At 43.1% G+C, this 17,799-nt stretch carries 15 protein-coding genes; 12 read left to right on the top strand and 3 right to left on the bottom strand.

The genetic code is table 11. The annotated features are described in order from the left end of the window. The first annotated feature begins 10 nt into the window (after window positions 1-10). Together QUF86_RS06465 and QUF86_RS06470 are read left to right on the top strand one after the other, a co-directional pair. Window positions 11-685 carry a site-2 protease family protein gene (locus QUF86_RS06465; RefSeq protein WP_289314278.1) on the top strand — a complete coding sequence of 225 codons (675 nt, stop codon included), beginning with the start codon at window positions 11-13 and terminating at the stop codon, window positions 683-685. 38 nt (window positions 686-723) lie between these two features. After that, on the top strand, window positions 724-1,233 hold the full coding sequence (locus QUF86_RS06470) for a YwhD family protein (RefSeq protein WP_289314279.1): 510 nt from the start codon (window positions 724-726) through the stop codon (window positions 1,231-1,233). A gap of 148 nt (window positions 1,234-1,381) precedes the next feature. Here the strand turns inward: QUF86_RS06470 and QUF86_RS06475 are convergent, their stop codons facing one another. Beyond that, a complete protein-coding gene (locus QUF86_RS06475) occupies window positions 1,382-3,451 on the bottom strand; it encodes a transglycosylase domain-containing protein (protein ID WP_289333859.1) in 2,070 nt (689 codons plus the stop codon). A gap of 208 nt (window positions 3,452-3,659) precedes the next feature. On the opposite strand from QUF86_RS06475, the gene speE reads away from it, so the two are divergent. From speE to argS, 4 genes are all read left to right on the top strand, one after another. Next, complete coding sequence (speE, locus tag QUF86_RS06480; RefSeq protein ID WP_053348438.1) at window positions 3,660-4,487, top strand: spermidine synthase; 828 nt, start codon at window positions 3,660-3,662, stop codon at window positions 4,485-4,487. 14 nt (window positions 4,488-4,501) lie between these two features. Next, a complete protein-coding gene (gene speB / locus QUF86_RS06485; protein ID WP_289314281.1) occupies window positions 4,502-5,380 on the top strand; it encodes an agmatinase in 879 nt (292 codons plus the stop codon). A gap of 272 nt (window positions 5,381-5,652) precedes the next feature. Beyond that, entirely contained in the window at window positions 5,653-6,093 is a 441-nt protein-coding gene (locus QUF86_RS06490) for a YwiB family protein (RefSeq protein ID WP_289314282.1), read from the top strand. Between the two features lie 3 nt (window positions 6,094-6,096). Further along, a complete protein-coding gene (gene argS, locus QUF86_RS06495) occupies window positions 6,097-7,767 on the top strand; it encodes an arginine--tRNA ligase (RefSeq protein WP_289314283.1) in 1,671 nt (556 codons plus the stop codon). Window positions 7,768-7,818: 51 nt separating this feature from the next. Here the strand turns inward: argS and uvsE are convergent, their stop codons facing one another. Both uvsE and cls read right to left on the bottom strand, forming a co-directional pair. Then, a complete protein-coding gene (uvsE, locus tag QUF86_RS06500; protein WP_289333860.1) occupies window positions 7,819-8,772 on the bottom strand; it encodes a UV DNA damage repair endonuclease UvsE in 954 nt (317 codons plus the stop codon). A gap of 27 nt (window positions 8,773-8,799) precedes the next feature. Beyond that, window positions 8,800-10,002: a cardiolipin synthase gene (gene cls, locus QUF86_RS06505; RefSeq protein WP_289314285.1), complete on the bottom strand. Its 1,203-nt coding sequence runs from the start codon at window positions 10,000-10,002 to the stop codon at window positions 8,800-8,802. 302 nt (window positions 10,003-10,304) lie between these two features. Between cls and QUF86_RS06510 the strand changes: the two genes are divergently transcribed. The 6 genes from QUF86_RS06510 (at window position 10,305) to QUF86_RS06535 (ending at window position 17,791) form a co-directional block, all read left to right on the top strand. After that, window positions 10,305-12,434: a (Fe-S)-binding protein gene (locus QUF86_RS06510; RefSeq protein ID WP_289318256.1), complete on the top strand. Its 2,130-nt coding sequence runs from the start codon at window positions 10,305-10,307 to the stop codon at window positions 12,432-12,434. Between the two features lie 202 nt (window positions 12,435-12,636). After that, window positions 12,637-13,827 (top strand): acetyl-CoA C-acetyltransferase, encoded by a 1,191-nt coding sequence (locus QUF86_RS06515; protein WP_289314286.1) that lies wholly within the window; start codon window positions 12,637-12,639, stop codon window positions 13,825-13,827. Window positions 13,828-13,860: 33 nt separating this feature from the next. Beyond that, window positions 13,861-14,712, top strand: coding sequence for a 3-hydroxybutyryl-CoA dehydrogenase (locus QUF86_RS06520; protein WP_289314287.1), 852 nt, complete (start codon window positions 13,861-13,863; stop codon window positions 14,710-14,712). Window positions 14,713-14,749: 37 nt separating this feature from the next. Then, window positions 14,750-15,880: an acyl-CoA dehydrogenase gene (locus tag QUF86_RS06525; protein WP_289314288.1), complete on the top strand. Its 1,131-nt coding sequence runs from the start codon at window positions 14,750-14,752 to the stop codon at window positions 15,878-15,880. Between the two features lie 27 nt (window positions 15,881-15,907). Continuing rightward, window positions 15,908-17,047: an acyl-CoA dehydrogenase gene (locus tag QUF86_RS06530; RefSeq protein WP_289314289.1), complete on the top strand. Its 1,140-nt coding sequence runs from the start codon at window positions 15,908-15,910 to the stop codon at window positions 17,045-17,047. A 114-nt stretch (window positions 17,048-17,161) separates the two neighbouring features. After that, window positions 17,162-17,791 (top strand): TetR/AcrR family transcriptional regulator, encoded by a 630-nt coding sequence (locus QUF86_RS06535; RefSeq protein WP_289314290.1) that lies wholly within the window; start codon window positions 17,162-17,164, stop codon window positions 17,789-17,791. The last annotated feature ends 8 nt before the right edge of the window (window positions 17,792-17,799 follow it).

Below are 17,799 nucleotides of genomic sequence, written 5' to 3' on the forward strand. Positions count from 1 at the left end.
GAAGCTATCGATGCAATTCTTGGAGCAAATAGAACGGTTTTTGGTTTATCCTTTGGAAAAGCTTCCATATGTCATTGTGTCACTGTTAATCGCATTTACGGTTCATGAATTTTCACATGCCTATGTAGCCTATAAGTTCGGTGACCCGACTGCAAAGAATGAAGGAAGAGTCACATTGAATCCGATTTCGCATTTGGATCCGATCGGAACTCTGTTGATATTGATAGCCGGATTTGGTTGGGCGAGACCTGTACCGGTTAATCGTTTTCATTTCAAGAATCCAAAATTGGCAGGGGTGCTTGTCTCTTTTGCCGGTCCGTTCAGTAATTTGCTTGTTGCAATTTTGGGGTATTTGATTTTTTACGGGTTGCTGGCGGCAGGCGTTGGACCTGATTTACCGTTCTTCGTTCAGCCATTCTTCGAGGTGCTCATCAACTTAAATATCCTTTTGTTTGTATTTAATCTGTTACCGCTGCCGCCGCTCGATGGTTATAGGATCGTACAGGATCTGGTTTCAGCTGACTTGCGGGCAAAAATGACCCAGTATGAACAATATGGCTCACTGATTTTTTTGATTCTGATCATCACACCGCTGAGCAAGTATACAATTGGCCCGATTTTGAACAATGTTGTACCATTGGTAGGCGACGTCCTGAGTAGGTTCTTTACACTTTTGCTTTTTTAAACGATAGGAAATGACAAACCATAAAGGGGGAAATAAACATGGAAGAACAACCAAAGAAAAAAGTAGGCTTCAATATTATAAAAAATGACCCTACAGAAGGACATGGCGGATATGGAGCGGGGGTTTTAACGCTCGATAATATTTCTCCGGTCATAATCGATGTGGATGCAGGTGAAGCCGAGGTCGATATCGGCGCGATGCATGCAAGGAGTGCAGTGGAAAAAGGAATTAAATTTTTAAAGACTAAAGAAGAGGTACCGAATGCCAAACCTTACTGGCTTGTTTGGGTGACCATTGAAGCCACTCAAAATGGTCCGCACTATGCAGGTGTGACAGCTTGTGAAATGACGGTCGACCGCTCAATTAGACGCGGTTATAAATCGCTTCCGGAGCATGTTAACCGGATGGATAAATCACTGAAACGGCAAATCATCGTCGAGGACATGGATGATAAATCCAAACGTATACTTGCAGACTTCCTGAAAAACCATGATGCAGGAATGTGGGAGCGCTCTTCTGCACTGCTCAAGGAGTCATTGACGGTTTGAATCTGATTTAATCGATGAAATGTTAGGTTTAGTGAAAAATTCACTTGTAGGAAACGGATAAAATAAGTAAACTTAAAGACAGCAGTTTAGACACTGTGGAACTAGGACAGAAAAACCCCGAAGCCGCTACCGGCTTCGGGGTTTTTCGTTATCCCCATGGTTTTAAGACTTTTTTGTACCACGGTGCCTTCTTTTGCTCTTCTTCTTTTGGGGCATGTTTCGGGCTTTCACCCTTAAAGTGCTCGGCACAGTATTCGACAGGTTCGGAGCCTTTAACATAATAAGTCAGTCTTGAGGCAGGACAATCCTTTGTTGCCAATTTTCCACTGACGGGATTTACGTTTACCCCGATTACGTTTTCCGTTTCCTTAAACGATTTTGCTGGTTTACCTTGTAGGCCCTTTTCCATATAAGAAGCCCAGATTTTCTTTGCATAGCCTTTTTCAGCAGGGATCTCGATCTTTTTGCCTTGATCATATCCAGTCCATACTCCAGCTACAAGCTCCGGTGTGTAACCAATCATCCAGCTATCCGTCGGGGTGGAACCTGATTTGCCGGCATATGGGCGGGTCAGCTGGGAGCTGATGGTGCTGCCGGTCACTTTCGTATAGCCATTTAAGGTTTTATCGAAAACCCCGGTAAGCATCTGAGTCATGACAAATGCCTTATCCTCATCCAAAATCTGTTCCGGTTTCTTATTTTCATCAAAAATCACTTCACCTTTTTGATTTTCCACCTTTTTGATGAACACGGGTTCAACCTTCTTGCCGCCGTTAGCCAGAATGCTGTACGCATTCACCATTTCAATCGCCCTTACACCTGACGTACCAAGTGCAAGGGACGGAACGGCATCCATTTTCGCCGTGATGCCGAAACGATGCGCCGTATCAACCAGGGTCTGTTCTCCAAGGAACAAGTGCGTTTTTACGGCGAAGATGTTATCGGAAAGAGCAATGGCCTGAGCCATCGTTATTTCGCCTTCCGCATATTGATGGTTATAATTATGCGGTGTATATGACGAGTGACCATCATCGAAAGAAAATGTAGTGGTCTCACTTTTTAAAGTGGTAGATGGTGTGAAACCATTCTCCAGCGCTGAGTAGTATAGCAATGGCTTCATCGTGGAACCGGGCTGGCGAACGGCCTGTGTAGCTCGATTGAATGGCGACTCCGTATAATCTTTACCACCGATCAGTGCACGGACTTCCCCGGTGTCCGGATCCATTGCCACTATCGAAGCTTGAATCCCTGAAGACTTGGGTATGGTAGTGGAAAGGACCTCTTCGGCAACATCCTGCTGGGTTTCATCCAGTGTGGTATAGACCTTAAGTCCGCCCAGCTCGATCGTCCGGTCATCTAAGTGAAGCTGTGATTTTAAAGCCTGCTTGACCGCATCCTGGAAATAAGGAGCGGTTTTATTGGTGACCGTTCCGTGCTCGCCCTTTAATGTAAGGGATGTTTGCAACGCTTCCGCGATGTTTTTTCCTGAAATGTAGCTTTTGTTTTTCATGGCTTGCAGGACAACTTTCTGCCTTGATTTCGCTTTTTCAAAGTTATCCAATGGAGAATAATTTGACGGACCTTTTGGTATTCCGGCCAGCATGCTCGCTTCAGGTAGAGTCAAATCCTTGGCATCCTTGCCAAAGTAATATTGACTTGCAGCTTGGGCTCCATATGCGCCATGGCCATAGTAAATCGTATTTAAATAGCCTTCTAGAATTTCCTTTTTAGAGTAGTTCATTTCTAAACGTACCGTATAAAAGGCTTCATTAAGTTTCCGCGACCACGTTTTGTCATGACCAAGAAAAAGGTTCCTGGCATACTGCTGGGTAATGGTGCTTGCACCCTGGACTTTGGACATTGCCTTGATATCCGCAAGGATGGCACCGCCAATCCGTTTTATATCAAATCCATTATGAGTGTAAAATTGACGGTCCTCAACAGCGACAGTTGCTTTGATGAGCTGTGGTGAAATCGAATCCATTCCGGCCCAATAACGTTTCTGGCCATTATCGGTTTCCCCGATCACATTTCCGCTATCACTATAATAGAGCGTGGACTGCGGCACGACCAAAGGAGGCGGACCTAATATTTTTGCATAAATCAGTAAGGAGAGAAGCAATACAAAGAGTATAGTGAGCCCGATTGTGGCAAGGATAATGAAGGCCCGTACATATTTAGTTGTCCTTTTAAATCGTTCGCTTGGAATCAATTCCATTGCTTTCACCTCTCTTATCAGAAAAAGAATCTATTATCTATTACTATTATGGAAAAAAAAGAAATTTTTAAACATAAGAACTGCATTTACGAAATTTATCTTGCATTTCTGCTAGATTCGTCTATAATTTTTCTAGCTAATGACTATACCGATTTTGGGGAACCTATTAGGTGACTGACAATATGAAATGGAAAAGGAGCGTTAATAAATGAGCATTTGGTTTACTGAAAAACAAACAGAGAATTTTGGTATTACGATGAAAGTGAATCGTACTTTACATACGGAGCAAACTGAGTTTCAAAAGCTGGATATGATTGAAACGGAAGAGTGGGGCAATATGCTATTGTTGGATGACATGGTAATGACTTCACAGCGCGATGAATTCGTTTACCATGAAATGGTAGCCCATGTTCCTTTATTCACTCATCCTAATCCAGAAAACGTTTTGGTTGTAGGCGGAGGGGACGGAGGAGTTATCCGTGAAATCCTGAAGCATCCAAGCGTAAAAAAAGCTACATTGGTGGATATCGATGGGAAAGTCATCGAATACTCAAAGAAATTCTTGCCTGAAATTGCAGGCATGCTTGAAGATCCGCGTGTAGACGTACAAGTGGGGGATGGCTTCATGCACATCGCCAAAAGTGAAAATGAATATGACGTGATCATGGTCGACTCAACTGAACCTGTTGGACCTGCTGTCAATTTATTCACTAAAGGTTTTTATGCCGGGATTTCCAAAGCTTTGAAAGAAGATGGGATTTTTGTGGCACAATCAGACAATCCTTGGTTTAAAGCAGACTTAATTCGTGATGTACAACGTGATGTAAAAGAAATATTCCCAATCACTAGCCTTTATTTAGCGAATATCCCGACGTATCCAAGCGGCCTTTGGGCGTTCACGATCGGGTCGAAAAAATATAATCCACTAGAAGTGACGGAAGACCGTTTTCATGAAATCGAAACGAAATATTATACAAAAGAACTTCATAAAGCAGCTTTCGTTCTGCCTAAATTCGTTCAAGATTTAGTGAAATAAGGGAGGCGTGGACCATGAAATTCGATGAAGCCTATTCAGGCAATGTATTCATTAAAAGCCACCCAGTTTTTGACGAATCTGAAGCTGTGCTATACGGTATGCCTATGGACTGGACCGTAAGTTTCCGTCCTGGTTCCCGCTTCGGCCCTACCCGGATTCGAGAAGTTTCGATTGGTTTGGAAGAGTACAGCCCATATTTAGATCGTGAATTAGAAGAAGTTAAATTCTTTGATGCCGGAGATATCCCATTACCATTTGGAAATCCGCAGCGCAGCATCGATATGATTGAAAAATTTGTCGACAGCTTGTTGGATGCAGGTAAGTTCCCAATGGGGATGGGGGGCGAACACCTTGTCACATGGCCTGTCATCAAAGCCATGTACAAAAAGTATCCCGATATGGCCATCATCCATATGGATGCCCATACAGATTTACGTGAGGATTATGAGGGAGAACCACTTTCCCATGCTTCCATCATCCGCAAATCCGCGGAGCTTATCGGTCCGAAAAATGTATATTCTTTCGGCATCCGTTCCGGTTTGAAGGAAGAATTCCAATGGGCAAAAGAAAACGGCATGCACATCTCTAAATTTGAAGTTCTTGAACCTCTTAAAGAAGTACTGCCGCAGTTAGCAGGCCGTCCTGTATATGTAACGATCGACATCGATGTTCTTGATCCTGCGCATGCGCCAGGAACAGGCACCGTAGATTGTGGAGGCATCACTTCAAAAGAGCTTTTAGCTTCGATTCATGAGATAGCCCGATCTGAAATTAATGTAGTCGGCTGCGATTTAGTTGAAGTTGCACCGATTTATGACCCATCCGAGCAGACAGCGAACACGGCGAGCAAGCTGATTCGCGAAATGATTTTAGGTTGGGTTCAAAAAGGTTAATGGATGGAAGACTTGACTGTTCCTGTTTTTTAGCAGGAATGGTCTTTTTTTATCCATCCCTGAAAAGAATTTACACCTGATTGACTCTTTTTTAATTCCACCCCAATGGAGTCATTATTGCGTTAAAATCAAATGAATTGCAACAAGATGATTTCGACAGTTTATCCTCAATTTTTTGGAATTACATTTTATTTTCCGCTCCAAGTTGAAACTTCCTTGAAGAGTATTTATACTTATAAAGTTAAGAACGACATGATGAAGGAAGTGTAGCTTTGACTCTTCATGATATAGATAAGCATGCTATTAAAGTGACTTTACAGACAAAAATCAAGCATGGCTCAGAAACCGAAACGTATGAGCTGGTCACATTTGGTACAAAAATGTATAAAGGTTCAGATTTATATTTGCAATATAAAGAGGAAAGTGAAGTCGGTCAAACACAAACGACCATCAAGCACAAAAAGGATGAAACGATCCTGCTTAGAAATGGTGCCATTAAAATGAGGCAGCTTTTCCGCCTACAGGAAGCGACAAATGGACATTATGAAAGTATATATGGCAGGTTAGGGTTACGGACGACCACGAAGAAAATTCATCATCAATGGGATGAGCAGTCCAAACAAGGGAAACTTGTTCTTAAATATACGTTACATATGCAGGGAAGCGAACCCGGCCAATATGAGATGACGATTTCCTATAAGGAGGAAGCATAGCACATGAATATAGTAAAAGAGGTACAGGAAAAACTGAAAGAAGAAATTAAAGCTGCAGTCATTAAAGCTGGTTTAGCAACAGAAGAGCAGATTCCAAATGTTGTATTGGAACTTCCAAGAGATAAAACACACGGAGATTACTCCACGAATATGGCCATGCAATTAACGAAGGTTGCAAAGAAAGCACCGAAAATGATAGCAGAAGCAATCATCGAAAACTTTGACAATTCAAAAGCGTCCATCGAAAAAATAGAAATTGCAGGACCAGGTTTCATAAACTTCTACATGAATAATTCTTATTTGACAGAATTGATTCCTGTCATTTTGAAAGTGGATGGAGCATATGGGGAAAGTGACTTTGGAAAAGGTGAAAAAATCCAAGTGGAGTTCGTTTCCGCGAACCCGACCGGTGATCTCCATCTAGGTCATGCCCGTGGTGCAGCAGTAGGTGATACGTTATGTAATATCCTGTCTAAAGCAGGTTATGATGTTTCACGTGAATACTACATCAATGATGCAGGTAATCAAATCAATAATTTGGCGATTTCCATAGAAGCCCGTTATTTCCAGGCACTTGGCCTCGAAAAGGATATGCCTGAGGGCGGTTATCATGGCGAAGATATCATTGGAATCGGTAAAACGCTCGCAAGTGAATATGGGGATAAATATGTAAATGCGGATGAAAAGGAACGTTTTGAATTTTTCCGTGAGTATGGTTTGAAATATGAAATGGAAAAATTGAAAACGGACTTGGGAAATTTCCGTGTCGGATTTGATGTATGGTACTCGGAAACATCCCTATATGAAGACGGTAAAATTGATGAAGCACTCAAAGTGTTGAGGGAAAGGGGCCATGTCTATGAGGAAGAAGGGGCTACATGGTTCCGCTCTACGGAATTAGGCGATGATAAGGACCGGGTGCTTATTAAACAGGATGGGTCTTACACATATCTGACACCTGATATTGCCTATCACCGTAATAAATTGGAGCGCGGCTTTGAAACGTTGATCAATATCTGGGGTGCGGACCACCACGGCTATATCCCGCGTATGAAAGCAGCGATCGAAGCATTAGGGTACAAACGCGAGCAGCTTGAAGTGGAAATCATCCAGCTTGTTCACCTGTACAAGGATGGCGAGAAAATGAAGATGAGTAAGCGAACTGGTAAAGCAGTTACGATGCGTGATCTTATTGATGAAGTAGGACTGGATGCAACACGTTATTTCTTTGCGATGAGAAGTGCGGATACTCATATGGACTTCGATTTGGATCTTGCGGTATCACAATCCAATGATAACCCGGTTTATTATGCACAATATGCTCATGCCCGCATTTCCAGCATTTTACGCCAAGGTGTGGAACAAGGGATCAGCTATGAAGGAATCACTGATTTCTCTTCCCTTTCTACTGAAAAAGAAGTGGAGCTATTGAAGAAATTAGGTGAGTTCCCGCAGGCAATAGCGGAAGCAGCCGAAAAACGTATGCCTCACCGCATGACGAATTATATATTCGACCTCGCTTCCACGTTCCACAGCTTCTACAATGCCGATAAGGTTTTGGATGTTGAAAAGTTGGAGAGAAGTAAGGCACGTCTAGGACTGGTTAAATCCGTCCAAATTACTTTAAAGAATGCATTAGCTATAATCGGGGTTTCGGCACCGGAAAAAATGTAATGGAAAAAGCGGCTGTTTCTAGCGAAACAGCCGCTTTTTTTTTTAGGTTAATTAGCACTCGACTGCACCGCCACTCACCCTTTTTACACCACGAACCTTAGTTATATCTTCAATCAGCTGCAGCATTGCCCGGTCCTTCATCTTGGCCTCGATCATGAAATCCACGTCCTGTCCAAGCTCTTTAAGAACTTTAAAAAGGGGCATGATGAAGTCCAAATCGATATAATCGGCATGCGAGCGAAATTCACCTGCCGATTTTGGGGATGAAATATGAATCTTTGGTACCGCCCCTGCCTGACTCCAAGTGGTGAACACCTCGGTGAGCAGCTCGTTAAGCGGCTCATCTGAAAGGTTTGCGAGATGATGGTGGTAATCGAATACAAGTGGGATGCCTTCCCTCTTACATACGCTCAGGGTTTCAGATGCTGTATAGGTTTTATCATCATTCTCCAAAGTCATTCTTTCCTTGACATGCACAGGAAGCGATTTAAGGTTGTCATGAACCCTTACTATGGCGGACTCTTTATCACCATAGGCCCCACCGACATGGATATTGATGAAAGAGGTGTCCGCAATGCCCATTGCTTCCAGCATTTTATAATGGAACTCCATATCTTTTACGGCATTTTGTGTAATCTCGGGTTTAGGGCTGGTAAACAGCGTAAACTGATTGGGGTGAAAACTGACCCTCATCTTGTGTGCAGTAACCCAATCCCCAAGCTGTTTCCACTCTTTTTTGAAAGGAGTCACGAAATCCCATTCTATTTCGGGATGTGTGGCTAAAGGCACAATGGAACTGGACATCCGGTATATTTCTACTTGATGGGCGGTGTTATATTGAAGGACCCTTAAGGTATTTTCAATGTTCTGCCGTGTCACACTCAGGAGTTTTTCCATCCCTTTTTCCGTGCCAAGTGTGCTATATCGCTTGAAAGTAAGTGTTTTAGCTGGAGAAGCTTCCCATAAACAGGTGGCGTTGGATACGAAACCAAATCTTATTTTCATTATATTTTCTCCTTGAACAATGGGATTTCAAAGAAAAGGGGATAGGATGGAAGCCAACGATTCTTTTATTGAACGGACTACATTCATGGAGGATAGTGCGTCCCCGCTTAATGGCTTGGATTCAGCTAGGTCGTCCGCCAATTCCTTTTCTACATCTCTTATGAATGTCGGGTCAAATACCAGACAATTGATTTCACCATTTAAAAAACAACTGCGTTTATCAAAATTAGCCGTACCGATATCACAGATTGTATCATCAATCAGTATCACTTTGGAATGGTAGAACCCTTTTTGAAGTTGCATGATTTCTGCCCCTTCTTTTAATAGTACCCGAAAGTAGGGAAAGGAAGCTTCCTTGACAAGGGCATGGTCTGAATTTTCGGGCACGATCACCGTAACGGAAACATTGCGTGCAAGGGCTTCCCTTAATTCGTGAAATAAAGTTTCACTGGGAATGAAGTATGGAGTCCCGATAATGATTTTTTTATTGGCTTGCTGAATCAATCGTGTCATGGCCAATTCAAGATCACTTCCATTCGTGACAACAACCTGATTTGCCTGCGACCCGGGATTCAGTGTCGGGAAATAGGCAGGTGTTCTTCTGTAATCCTCGTTTGTATCATGGAACCAATCCGTGAGGAAGACTTCCTGAAGGTCCCTGACCCCCTCTCCGGTCATTTTCAAATGATAATCTCTCCAAGGGTTCAGCTTCTCCCCTTGGTTTATATATTCCTTACCGATATTAAAGCCGCCAAGATAGCCGATTTTGCCGTCTATCACTGTAATTTTACGGTGGTTTCTTTTTTGTATTGTATAGAAAAGGAAGGGGAGTTTCGGTTTAAAGCTAAAAGAAAAATGAACGCCGCTTTTAGTTAGTTCCTGAATGGATTTGCGGGACATCTTTTTACCTCCTACCCAATCGACTAAAAGCCGCACTTCCACGCCCTCTTCCGCTTTTGATTGCAGTAAATTCAAAAAGTCCTTGCTGAATTTATCATTTTTCACAATATAAAAAAGGATATGGATGGAATCCTTAGCTTGCTGGACCTCTTTCATAAAATCATCAAACAGGATTTTCCCTGAAGTGAATACAGTCATGTCACTGTTCCGAGGCGGATATTTAACGTTGGTTGCCTGTTTCATATAACGCTTATGCCCTAACTTAAGATCAACCCAGCACCAAGTGAAGATCAATAAAAATATAGAGGCAAGCTTAGTGATTATTTTCAAAAAAAATCCCCCCTAAATGATTTCATTTTAGTTTGGCTCAAATTCCCTGTTAGTAACCATTAAAAAGCGGGGGAAAGGGTTCTCATTTTTTTTAGAATACAGAAGGGTAATTTACGGAATTGTCGAATTATACATTAATGTGCAGTAAACTAAATTTTTTTTAGAAAGAAAAAAGTTGACTGAATGCTCATTCATTATATAATGGAATTAATCAAATTTCAGAAAAATGCCATTTTTCTATTTTATTTAGATGGTTACCTGGCATTTACAATTTACTTAGAGGGGGGAAAGACTGCATGGAAATGAATGGCTTACTATGGATCAACTTAGTTGCATTCCTGCTTGTAATCGCTTACGCCGCCGGTTTATTTGTCTATTTGATAAAAACTCGTATAGCTTATATAAAACTTGGCAAAAAAGTGGAATTCGATAACCGTGTGAAAGATCGTCTTGTGAAAATAGGGGTTTATGTATTTGGACAGAAGAAGCTCTTTAAGGATAAAAAGAGCGGAATCATTCATGCCTTGTTATTTTATGGTTTCATCTTAGTGCAATTTGGCGCAATTGACTTTTTCGTCAAAGGTTTAAGACCGGGGTGGCATTTACCGTTTGGCCCTGTTTATCCAGCCTTTACTTTCTTCCAGGAAATAGTGACGCTTACCGTTCTTGTTGCAATCCTATGGGCGGCTTACCGTCGTTATGTCGAGAAGCTCGTTCGCTTGAAAAGGGATTTTAAAGCAGGTTTGGTTGTCATCTTCATTACCGGTATCATGATTACCGTATTACTGGGGAATGGAATGGGAATGATCTGGCATGGACACGATGCAACTTGGTCAGAGCCAGTCGCATCAAGCATCGCTTTCCTATTCGGCTGGATGGGAACAACAGCAGCAACAGTCGTTTTTTATGTAGCTTGGTGGCTGCATTTACTGATCATATTATCTTTCCTTGTTTATATTCCGCAATCTAAGCATGCTCACTTGATTGCCGGTCCGATAAATGTATTCCTGAATCGCCTGGACAACCCGGGGAAATTGAAACCGGTTGATTTGGAAGAAGAGGTCCTCGACAAAGAAGGCAATCAATATTACGGTGCCAAATATATCGAAGACTTGACGCAGTATCAAATGGTGGACCTCTATGCCTGTGTGGAGTGCGGGCGCTGTACGAATATGTGCCCGGCTACAGGTACCGGTAAAATGCTGTCACCGATGGATATCATCATCAAGATGCGTGACCATTTAACAAATACAGGCGCTGCTGTTACAACGAAGCAGCCATGGGTACCATCTTTTGTTTTTGGAAATAACAAGGGAAATAAGATAGCTTTGGCTGGTGCCGCACAGGGGGCTCAGGAATCAGCTGCAGCAACGGAAGCTTACAGCCCGAGCCTGATTGGTGAAGTCATTACGGAAGAAGAGCTTTGGGCTTGTACCACATGCCGGAACTGTGAAGATCAATGCCCGGTAATGAATGAACATGTCGACAAAATCATCGATATGCGTCGTTACCTAGTGTTGACAGAGGGCAGACTTGATCCTGATGCTCAACGTGCCATGACAAATATTGAACGTCAAGGGAACCCTTGGGGACTGAACCGTAAAGAGAGAGAAGATTGGCGAAGCCTTCGGGAAGATGTTAGCGTCCCTACAGTGAAGGAATTGCAAAAGGCAGAAGAAGAATTCGAGTATTTATTCTGGGTGGGTTCAATGGGGTCGTACGATAACCGAAGCCAAAAAATTGCCCTTTCCTTTGCTAAATTAATGAATGAAGCGGGCGTCAAGTTTGCGATTCTCGGAAATAAGGAGAAAAACTCAGGGGATACTCCTCGTCGATTGGGTAATGAGTTTGTTTTTCAGGAACTTGCAATGAAAAATATAGAAGAATTCCAGAAGAATGAAATAAAGAAAATCGTTACGATCGATCCGCATGCATACAATATCTTTAAGAATGAGTATCCGGATTTCGGGTTGGAAGCGGAAGTGTACCATCATACTGAATTGTTAGCCAAACTTGTTAGTGAAGGCAGGTTGGTGCCACAGTATCCGGTGAATGAGACCATTACATTCCACGATTCCTGTTACTTGGGAAGGTACAATGAAGTTTACAGCCCGCCGCGTGAAATTTTACAATCAATTGATGGTGTGAAACTTATCGAGATGGAGCGTAACCGTGAAAAGGGTATGTGCTGTGGAGCTGGAGGCGGTTTGATGTGGATGGAAGAGGAAACGGGTAACCGCATTAATGTGGCCCGTACTGAACAAGCACTAGCCGTCAGTCCAACAGTGATCAGTTCCGGATGTCCTTATTGCCTGACCATGCTATCTGATGGGACGAAAGCAAAAGAAGTTGAGGAAAATGTTAAAACGTATGATGTAGCAGAACTACTCGAAAAAGCGGTCATTGGTGAAAATAAATCGATTGCATCTTAATTTAAAATGGAATTGCCTGCTTCTTCTATATGGGATGAAACAAATGGAAGCAGGTAATTTTTTTCAATATTTACAAACTAAATATTTTCATTTTTGGGAAAATTGTATAATATAGAATAATATTAAGCGCTTACAACACTATTTTTTTTAACTCCATATTGAGCGAGCGTTCAATCAATGTTACTTATAGGGGGAAATAATGATGGCAAAAACAGTGATTATTAGCGGTGTGAGAACACCTTTTGGTAAATTTGGCGGTGGTCTTAGCAGTTTGACGGCATCACAACTTGGTGGAATAGCAATCAAAGAGGCACTTGTTCGGGCAGGGATTGAAGGCAGCCAAGTAGACGAGGTCATCATGGGGAATGTGCTTCAAGCGGGCCAAGGACAAATACCTTCCCGCCAGGCAGCACGTCATGCTGGGTTGCCTTGGGAAGTGAAAACGGAAACCATTAATAAAGTGTGCGCATCAGGACTTCGCAGTGTCACATTTGCTGATCAGATCATTCGCCTTGGTGAAGAAGAAATCATTGTTGCCGGCGGAATGGAATCGATGAGCAATGCGCCTTATATCCTTCCGAAAGCAAGGTGGGGACTAAGGATGGGTGATGGCGAACTGAAGGATACCATGATTTCGGATGGACTTAGCTGCAGCTTTACAGGCGCTCATATGGGGACTTACGGAAACAGTACTGCAGAGGATCTTGAAATCACCCGTGAGGAACAAGATAGCTGGGCTTACGAGAGTCATCAAAAGGCGATAAAAGCAATCGATGGCGGTATTCTTGCAGAAGAAATCATTTCCGTACAGGTGCCCGTGAGAAAAGGCGAACCAATTACCATCGAACATGATGAAGCCCCAAGAAAAGATACATCTGCCGGGAAGTTAGCTAAATTAGGTCCAGCTTTCAATAATGAGGGGACCATTACGGCAGGTAATGCTCCAGGTGTCAATGATGGGGCAGGTGCACTCGTATTGATGAGTGAGGAACGTGCGGAAAAAGAAGGGAAAACGCCTTTTGCCTATATTTTAGCTCATGCAGAAGTGGCAGTGGAAGCAAAGGACTTCCCTAAAACGCCAGGTTTGGTCATAAATGAACTCCTGAAGAAGACAGGTAAATCGATAGAGGAAATTGATTTATTTGAAGTGAACGAAGCATTTGCAGCGGTTGCACTGGCAAGTGGGAAAATTGCCAACATTGAGCCGGGAAAAGTGAATGTTAACGGAGGGGCTGTAGCATTAGGTCACCCAATCGGTGCAAGTGGTGCCCGCATCATCATTACACTGATGCATGAATTGAAACGCCGCGGAGGAGGTTTGGGCATCGCAGCGATTTGTAGTGGAGGCGGTCAGGGAGATGCCATTTTAATTGAAGTGCCGAAGCAAGGATGATAGTTTCATAGATTTTATTGAGGAGGGATTTTCATGAGCATTCAAAAAGTGATGGTCATTGGTGCGGGACAGATGGGATCTGGCATTGCCCAGGTTTGTGCAATGAGCGGTTATGAAGTTCTTTTACACGATTTAAAAGATGAATATGTAGAAAAGGGATTAGGGACAATCACCAAGAACCTTTCCCGGCAAGTTGAAAAAGGGAAAATGGAATCCGGGGAGAAAGATTCAATCCTTTCCCGCTTGACGTCATCGACGGATTTGAAAAATGCAGCAGCGGTGGATTTAGTGATTGAAGCTGCAGTGGAAAATATGGAAATAAAAACGAAAATATTCGCCGAGTTGGATGAAATCACACCACAGCACGTCATTCTTGCATCCAACACTTCTTCGCTTCCGATTACCGAGATAGCCGCAGCCACGAAAAGGCCTGAAAAGGTAATTGGCATGCATTTCATGAACCCCGTTCCAGTCATGAAGCTGGTTGAAATCATTCGTGGCCTTGCTACATCGGATGAAGTTTATAAAGAAGTTGAAAAGATGGCAGAAACCTTGAACAAGGTGCCGGTGGAAGTCAATGATTTTCCAGGTTTCGTAGCGAATAGGATTTTAATGCCGATGATCAATGAGGCCATCTATACACTTTACGAGGGCGTCGCTACTAAAGAGGCGATCGATGATGTAATGAAGCTGGGAATGAACCATCCGATGGGCCCGCTTGCACTAGCTGACTTCATTGGGCTCGACACATGCTTATACATAATGGAAACCCTTCACCAAGGACTGGGTGACGATAAATATCGACCGTGTCCGCTGTTAAGGAAATATGTAAAAGCTGGGTGGCTAGGCAAGAAATCAGGACGCGGCTTTTACGAATATAACTAATCATAGAAAGAATTTACACCTAGGAAGGAGTGAAGGAATGGATTTCAAGTTTACCGAAGAACAGGAAATGATACGGAAGATGGTAAGCGACTTTGCGGTGAATGAGATTACCCCTCATATCGAGGCAATGGAAAGAGGCGAATTTCCAAAAACGATACTGCAAAAAATGGGTGTGCTTGGTTTGATGGGAATCCCTATCCCGGAACAATACGGTGGCACGGGTATGGACTTCATGTCTTATATCATCGCCATCAATGAGATTTCCAAAGTAAGTCCCACTCTCGGTGTCATACTGTCCGTTCATACTTCTGTTGGCACAAATCCAATCGTTTATTTTGGAACGGATGAGCAGAAGCAGAAATATGTGCCTAAGTTAGCTGCTGGTAAATTTCTTGGCGCCTTTTGCTTAACTGAGCAAAGCTCAGGTTCGGATGCTGCGAGTTTGAAATCAAAGGCGGTAAAGGAAGACGGAGTATATCGAATAAATGGATCAAAGGTATTCATCACAAATGGCGGGGAAGCTGATGTGTTCATTGTTTTTGCCTCAACCGATCCGCAGATGGGAAGCAAGGGAATATCAGCTTTTATCGTGGAAAAAGGGACCCCAGGCTTAATCATCGGTAAAGATGAACGTAAAATGGGTCTTCATGGCTCGAGCACCGTGCAGGTAACGTTCGAGGATATGAAAGTCCCTGCAGCCAATCTCCTTGGCGAAGAAGGTGAAGGCTTTAAGATTGCAATGGCCAACTTGGATGTTGGAAGGATCGGGATTGCTGCCCAAGCGCTGGGAATTGCTGAGGGTGCCATGGAACATGCCGTCCAATATGCAAAAAGCAGGGTGCAATTCGGCAAACCTATTGCGAAACAGCAAGGAATTGGTTTTAAACTGGCTGAAATGGCAACGGGCATAGAAGCTTCAAGGCTACTGGTCTATCGGGCGGCTTATTTACGCTCGCAGGGATTGAAGTGCGGTAAAGAGGCGGCCATGGCTAAGCTATTCGCTTCGAGGACGGCTGTCGAGGTGGCGATAGAAGCAGTCCAAGTGTTCGGAGGCTATGGATATACAACGGAATATCCGGTCGAACGCTATTTCAGGGATGCAAAGGTAACTGAAATTTATGAGGGTACCAGCGAAATACAGAGAATGGTCATCAGTAAGAATCTATAATTACGATAAATTTTGGAGGGCATAGCCATGCAATTTAAATTAACGGAAGAACATGAAATGATCAGAAAAATGGTCCGCGACTTTGCCCAGAATGAAGTGGCTCCGACAGCTGCCGAGAGGGATGAAGAAGAACGGTTTGACCGTGAGATCTTCGATAAAATGGCTGAACTTGGATTGACTGGGATTCCATGGCCTGAGGAATACGGCGGAATTGGAAGTGATTACTTAGCGTATTGCATAGCGATTGAGGAACTTTCCCGCGTTTGCGCTTCTACTGGGGTGACTTTATCAGCCCATACTTCGCTCGCAGGATGGCCAATATATAAATTTGGTTCTGAAGAACAAAAACAAAAATACCTTCGCCCGATGGCACAGGGTGAAAAAATCGGTGCATACGGCCTGACTGAACCCAGCTCAGGCTCAGATGCAGGCGGTATGAGAACGACTGCAAAGCTTGTAGGTGATGAATATATTATCAGCGGTTCAAAAATCTTCATTACGAACGGTGGGATTGCGGATACATATGTCGTCTTTGCATTGACAGATCCAAAATCCAAACAAAAAGGAACGAGTGCCTTTATCGTTGAAAAGGACTTCCCTGGTTTTAGTGTTGGTAAAAAAGAGAAGAAGCTGGGAATCCGTTCATCACCGACCACGGAAATCATCTTTGATGAGTGCCGAGTTCCTAAAGAAAATCTCCTTGGAGAGGAAGGGGAAGGCTTTAAAATTGCGATGATGACACTTGATGGCGGACGGAATGGAATTGCTGCCCAGGCCGTAGGAATAGCCCAAGGTGCATTGGATGCCGCAGTTGATTATGCAAAAGAGCGCGTCCAATTCGGCAAGCCAATTTCTGCACAGCAAGGAATCGGTTTTAAATTGGCGGATATGGCAACGGGTGTCGAAGCTTCCAGGCTATTAACCTATCAGGCTGCCTGGTTGGAATCAGAGGGATTTCCTTATGGAAAAGAGTCGGCCATGTCCAAACTTTTTGCCGGGGATACAGCAATGAAAGTGACGACAGAAGCCGTCCAGGTTTTCGGGGGTTATGGATATACAAAAGATTATCCAGTAGAGCGGTATATGCGCGATGCGAAAATAACCCAGATTTACGAAGGTACACAGGAAATTCAAAAGCTGGTCATCTCACGGATGGTTACTAAATAGGATTGAAACTGAGGTTTTCCGATAAGGTACTTCCCTTACCGGAATTCCCTTTTCAATTTATTCGGAAGAATGTCTTTGGTAATTAAATGATGGGCTTTTAAAAGGAGTTTGAAAATGGAAAAAAGAGAGGTTCTTGCATCTGTAAAGGATGAGCGGCTGGTTGAAAAAAGGCGTACACAAATGATTAAAGGAGCGGTGACCCTTTTTAAGGAAAAGGGATTTCATCGTACGACTACCAGGGAAATCGCCAAAGCGGCCGGCTTTAGTATCGGCACGTTATACGAGTATATCCGAACCAAGGAAGATATATTATATCTCGTCTGTGACTTTATCTATGATGAAGTCCAGGAAAAACTTCAGAAAGAAATAGAACAGAGTGATGGGACACTTGAAAGTTTGAAGCTGACGATCGCCTATTTTTATAAAGTGATGGATGATATGCAGGACGAAGTGCTGGTCATGTATCAGGAAGTGAAAGCTTTGACGAAAGATGCCTTACCTTATGTTCTGAACAAGGAACTTCGGATGGTGGGCATGTTCGAAAAGGTGATAACGAAATGTGTTGAGAATGGGGAGCTATTTTTGACTGAAAAACAAATAAGCCTTGTTTCACATAACATTTTCGTTCAGGGACAGATGTGGAGTTTTAGAAGATGGGCTTTGCATAAACAGTATACGCTTCAAGAGTATGTTGAACTGCAGACGCAATTATTGATTCAAAATGTATCGCTTCAGAAGCACTGATATAAATA

The sequence above is a fragment of the Peribacillus sp. NJ11 genome (assembly GCF_030348405.1).
Taxonomy (GTDB): Bacteria; Bacillota; Bacilli; order Bacillales; family DSM-1321; genus Peribacillus.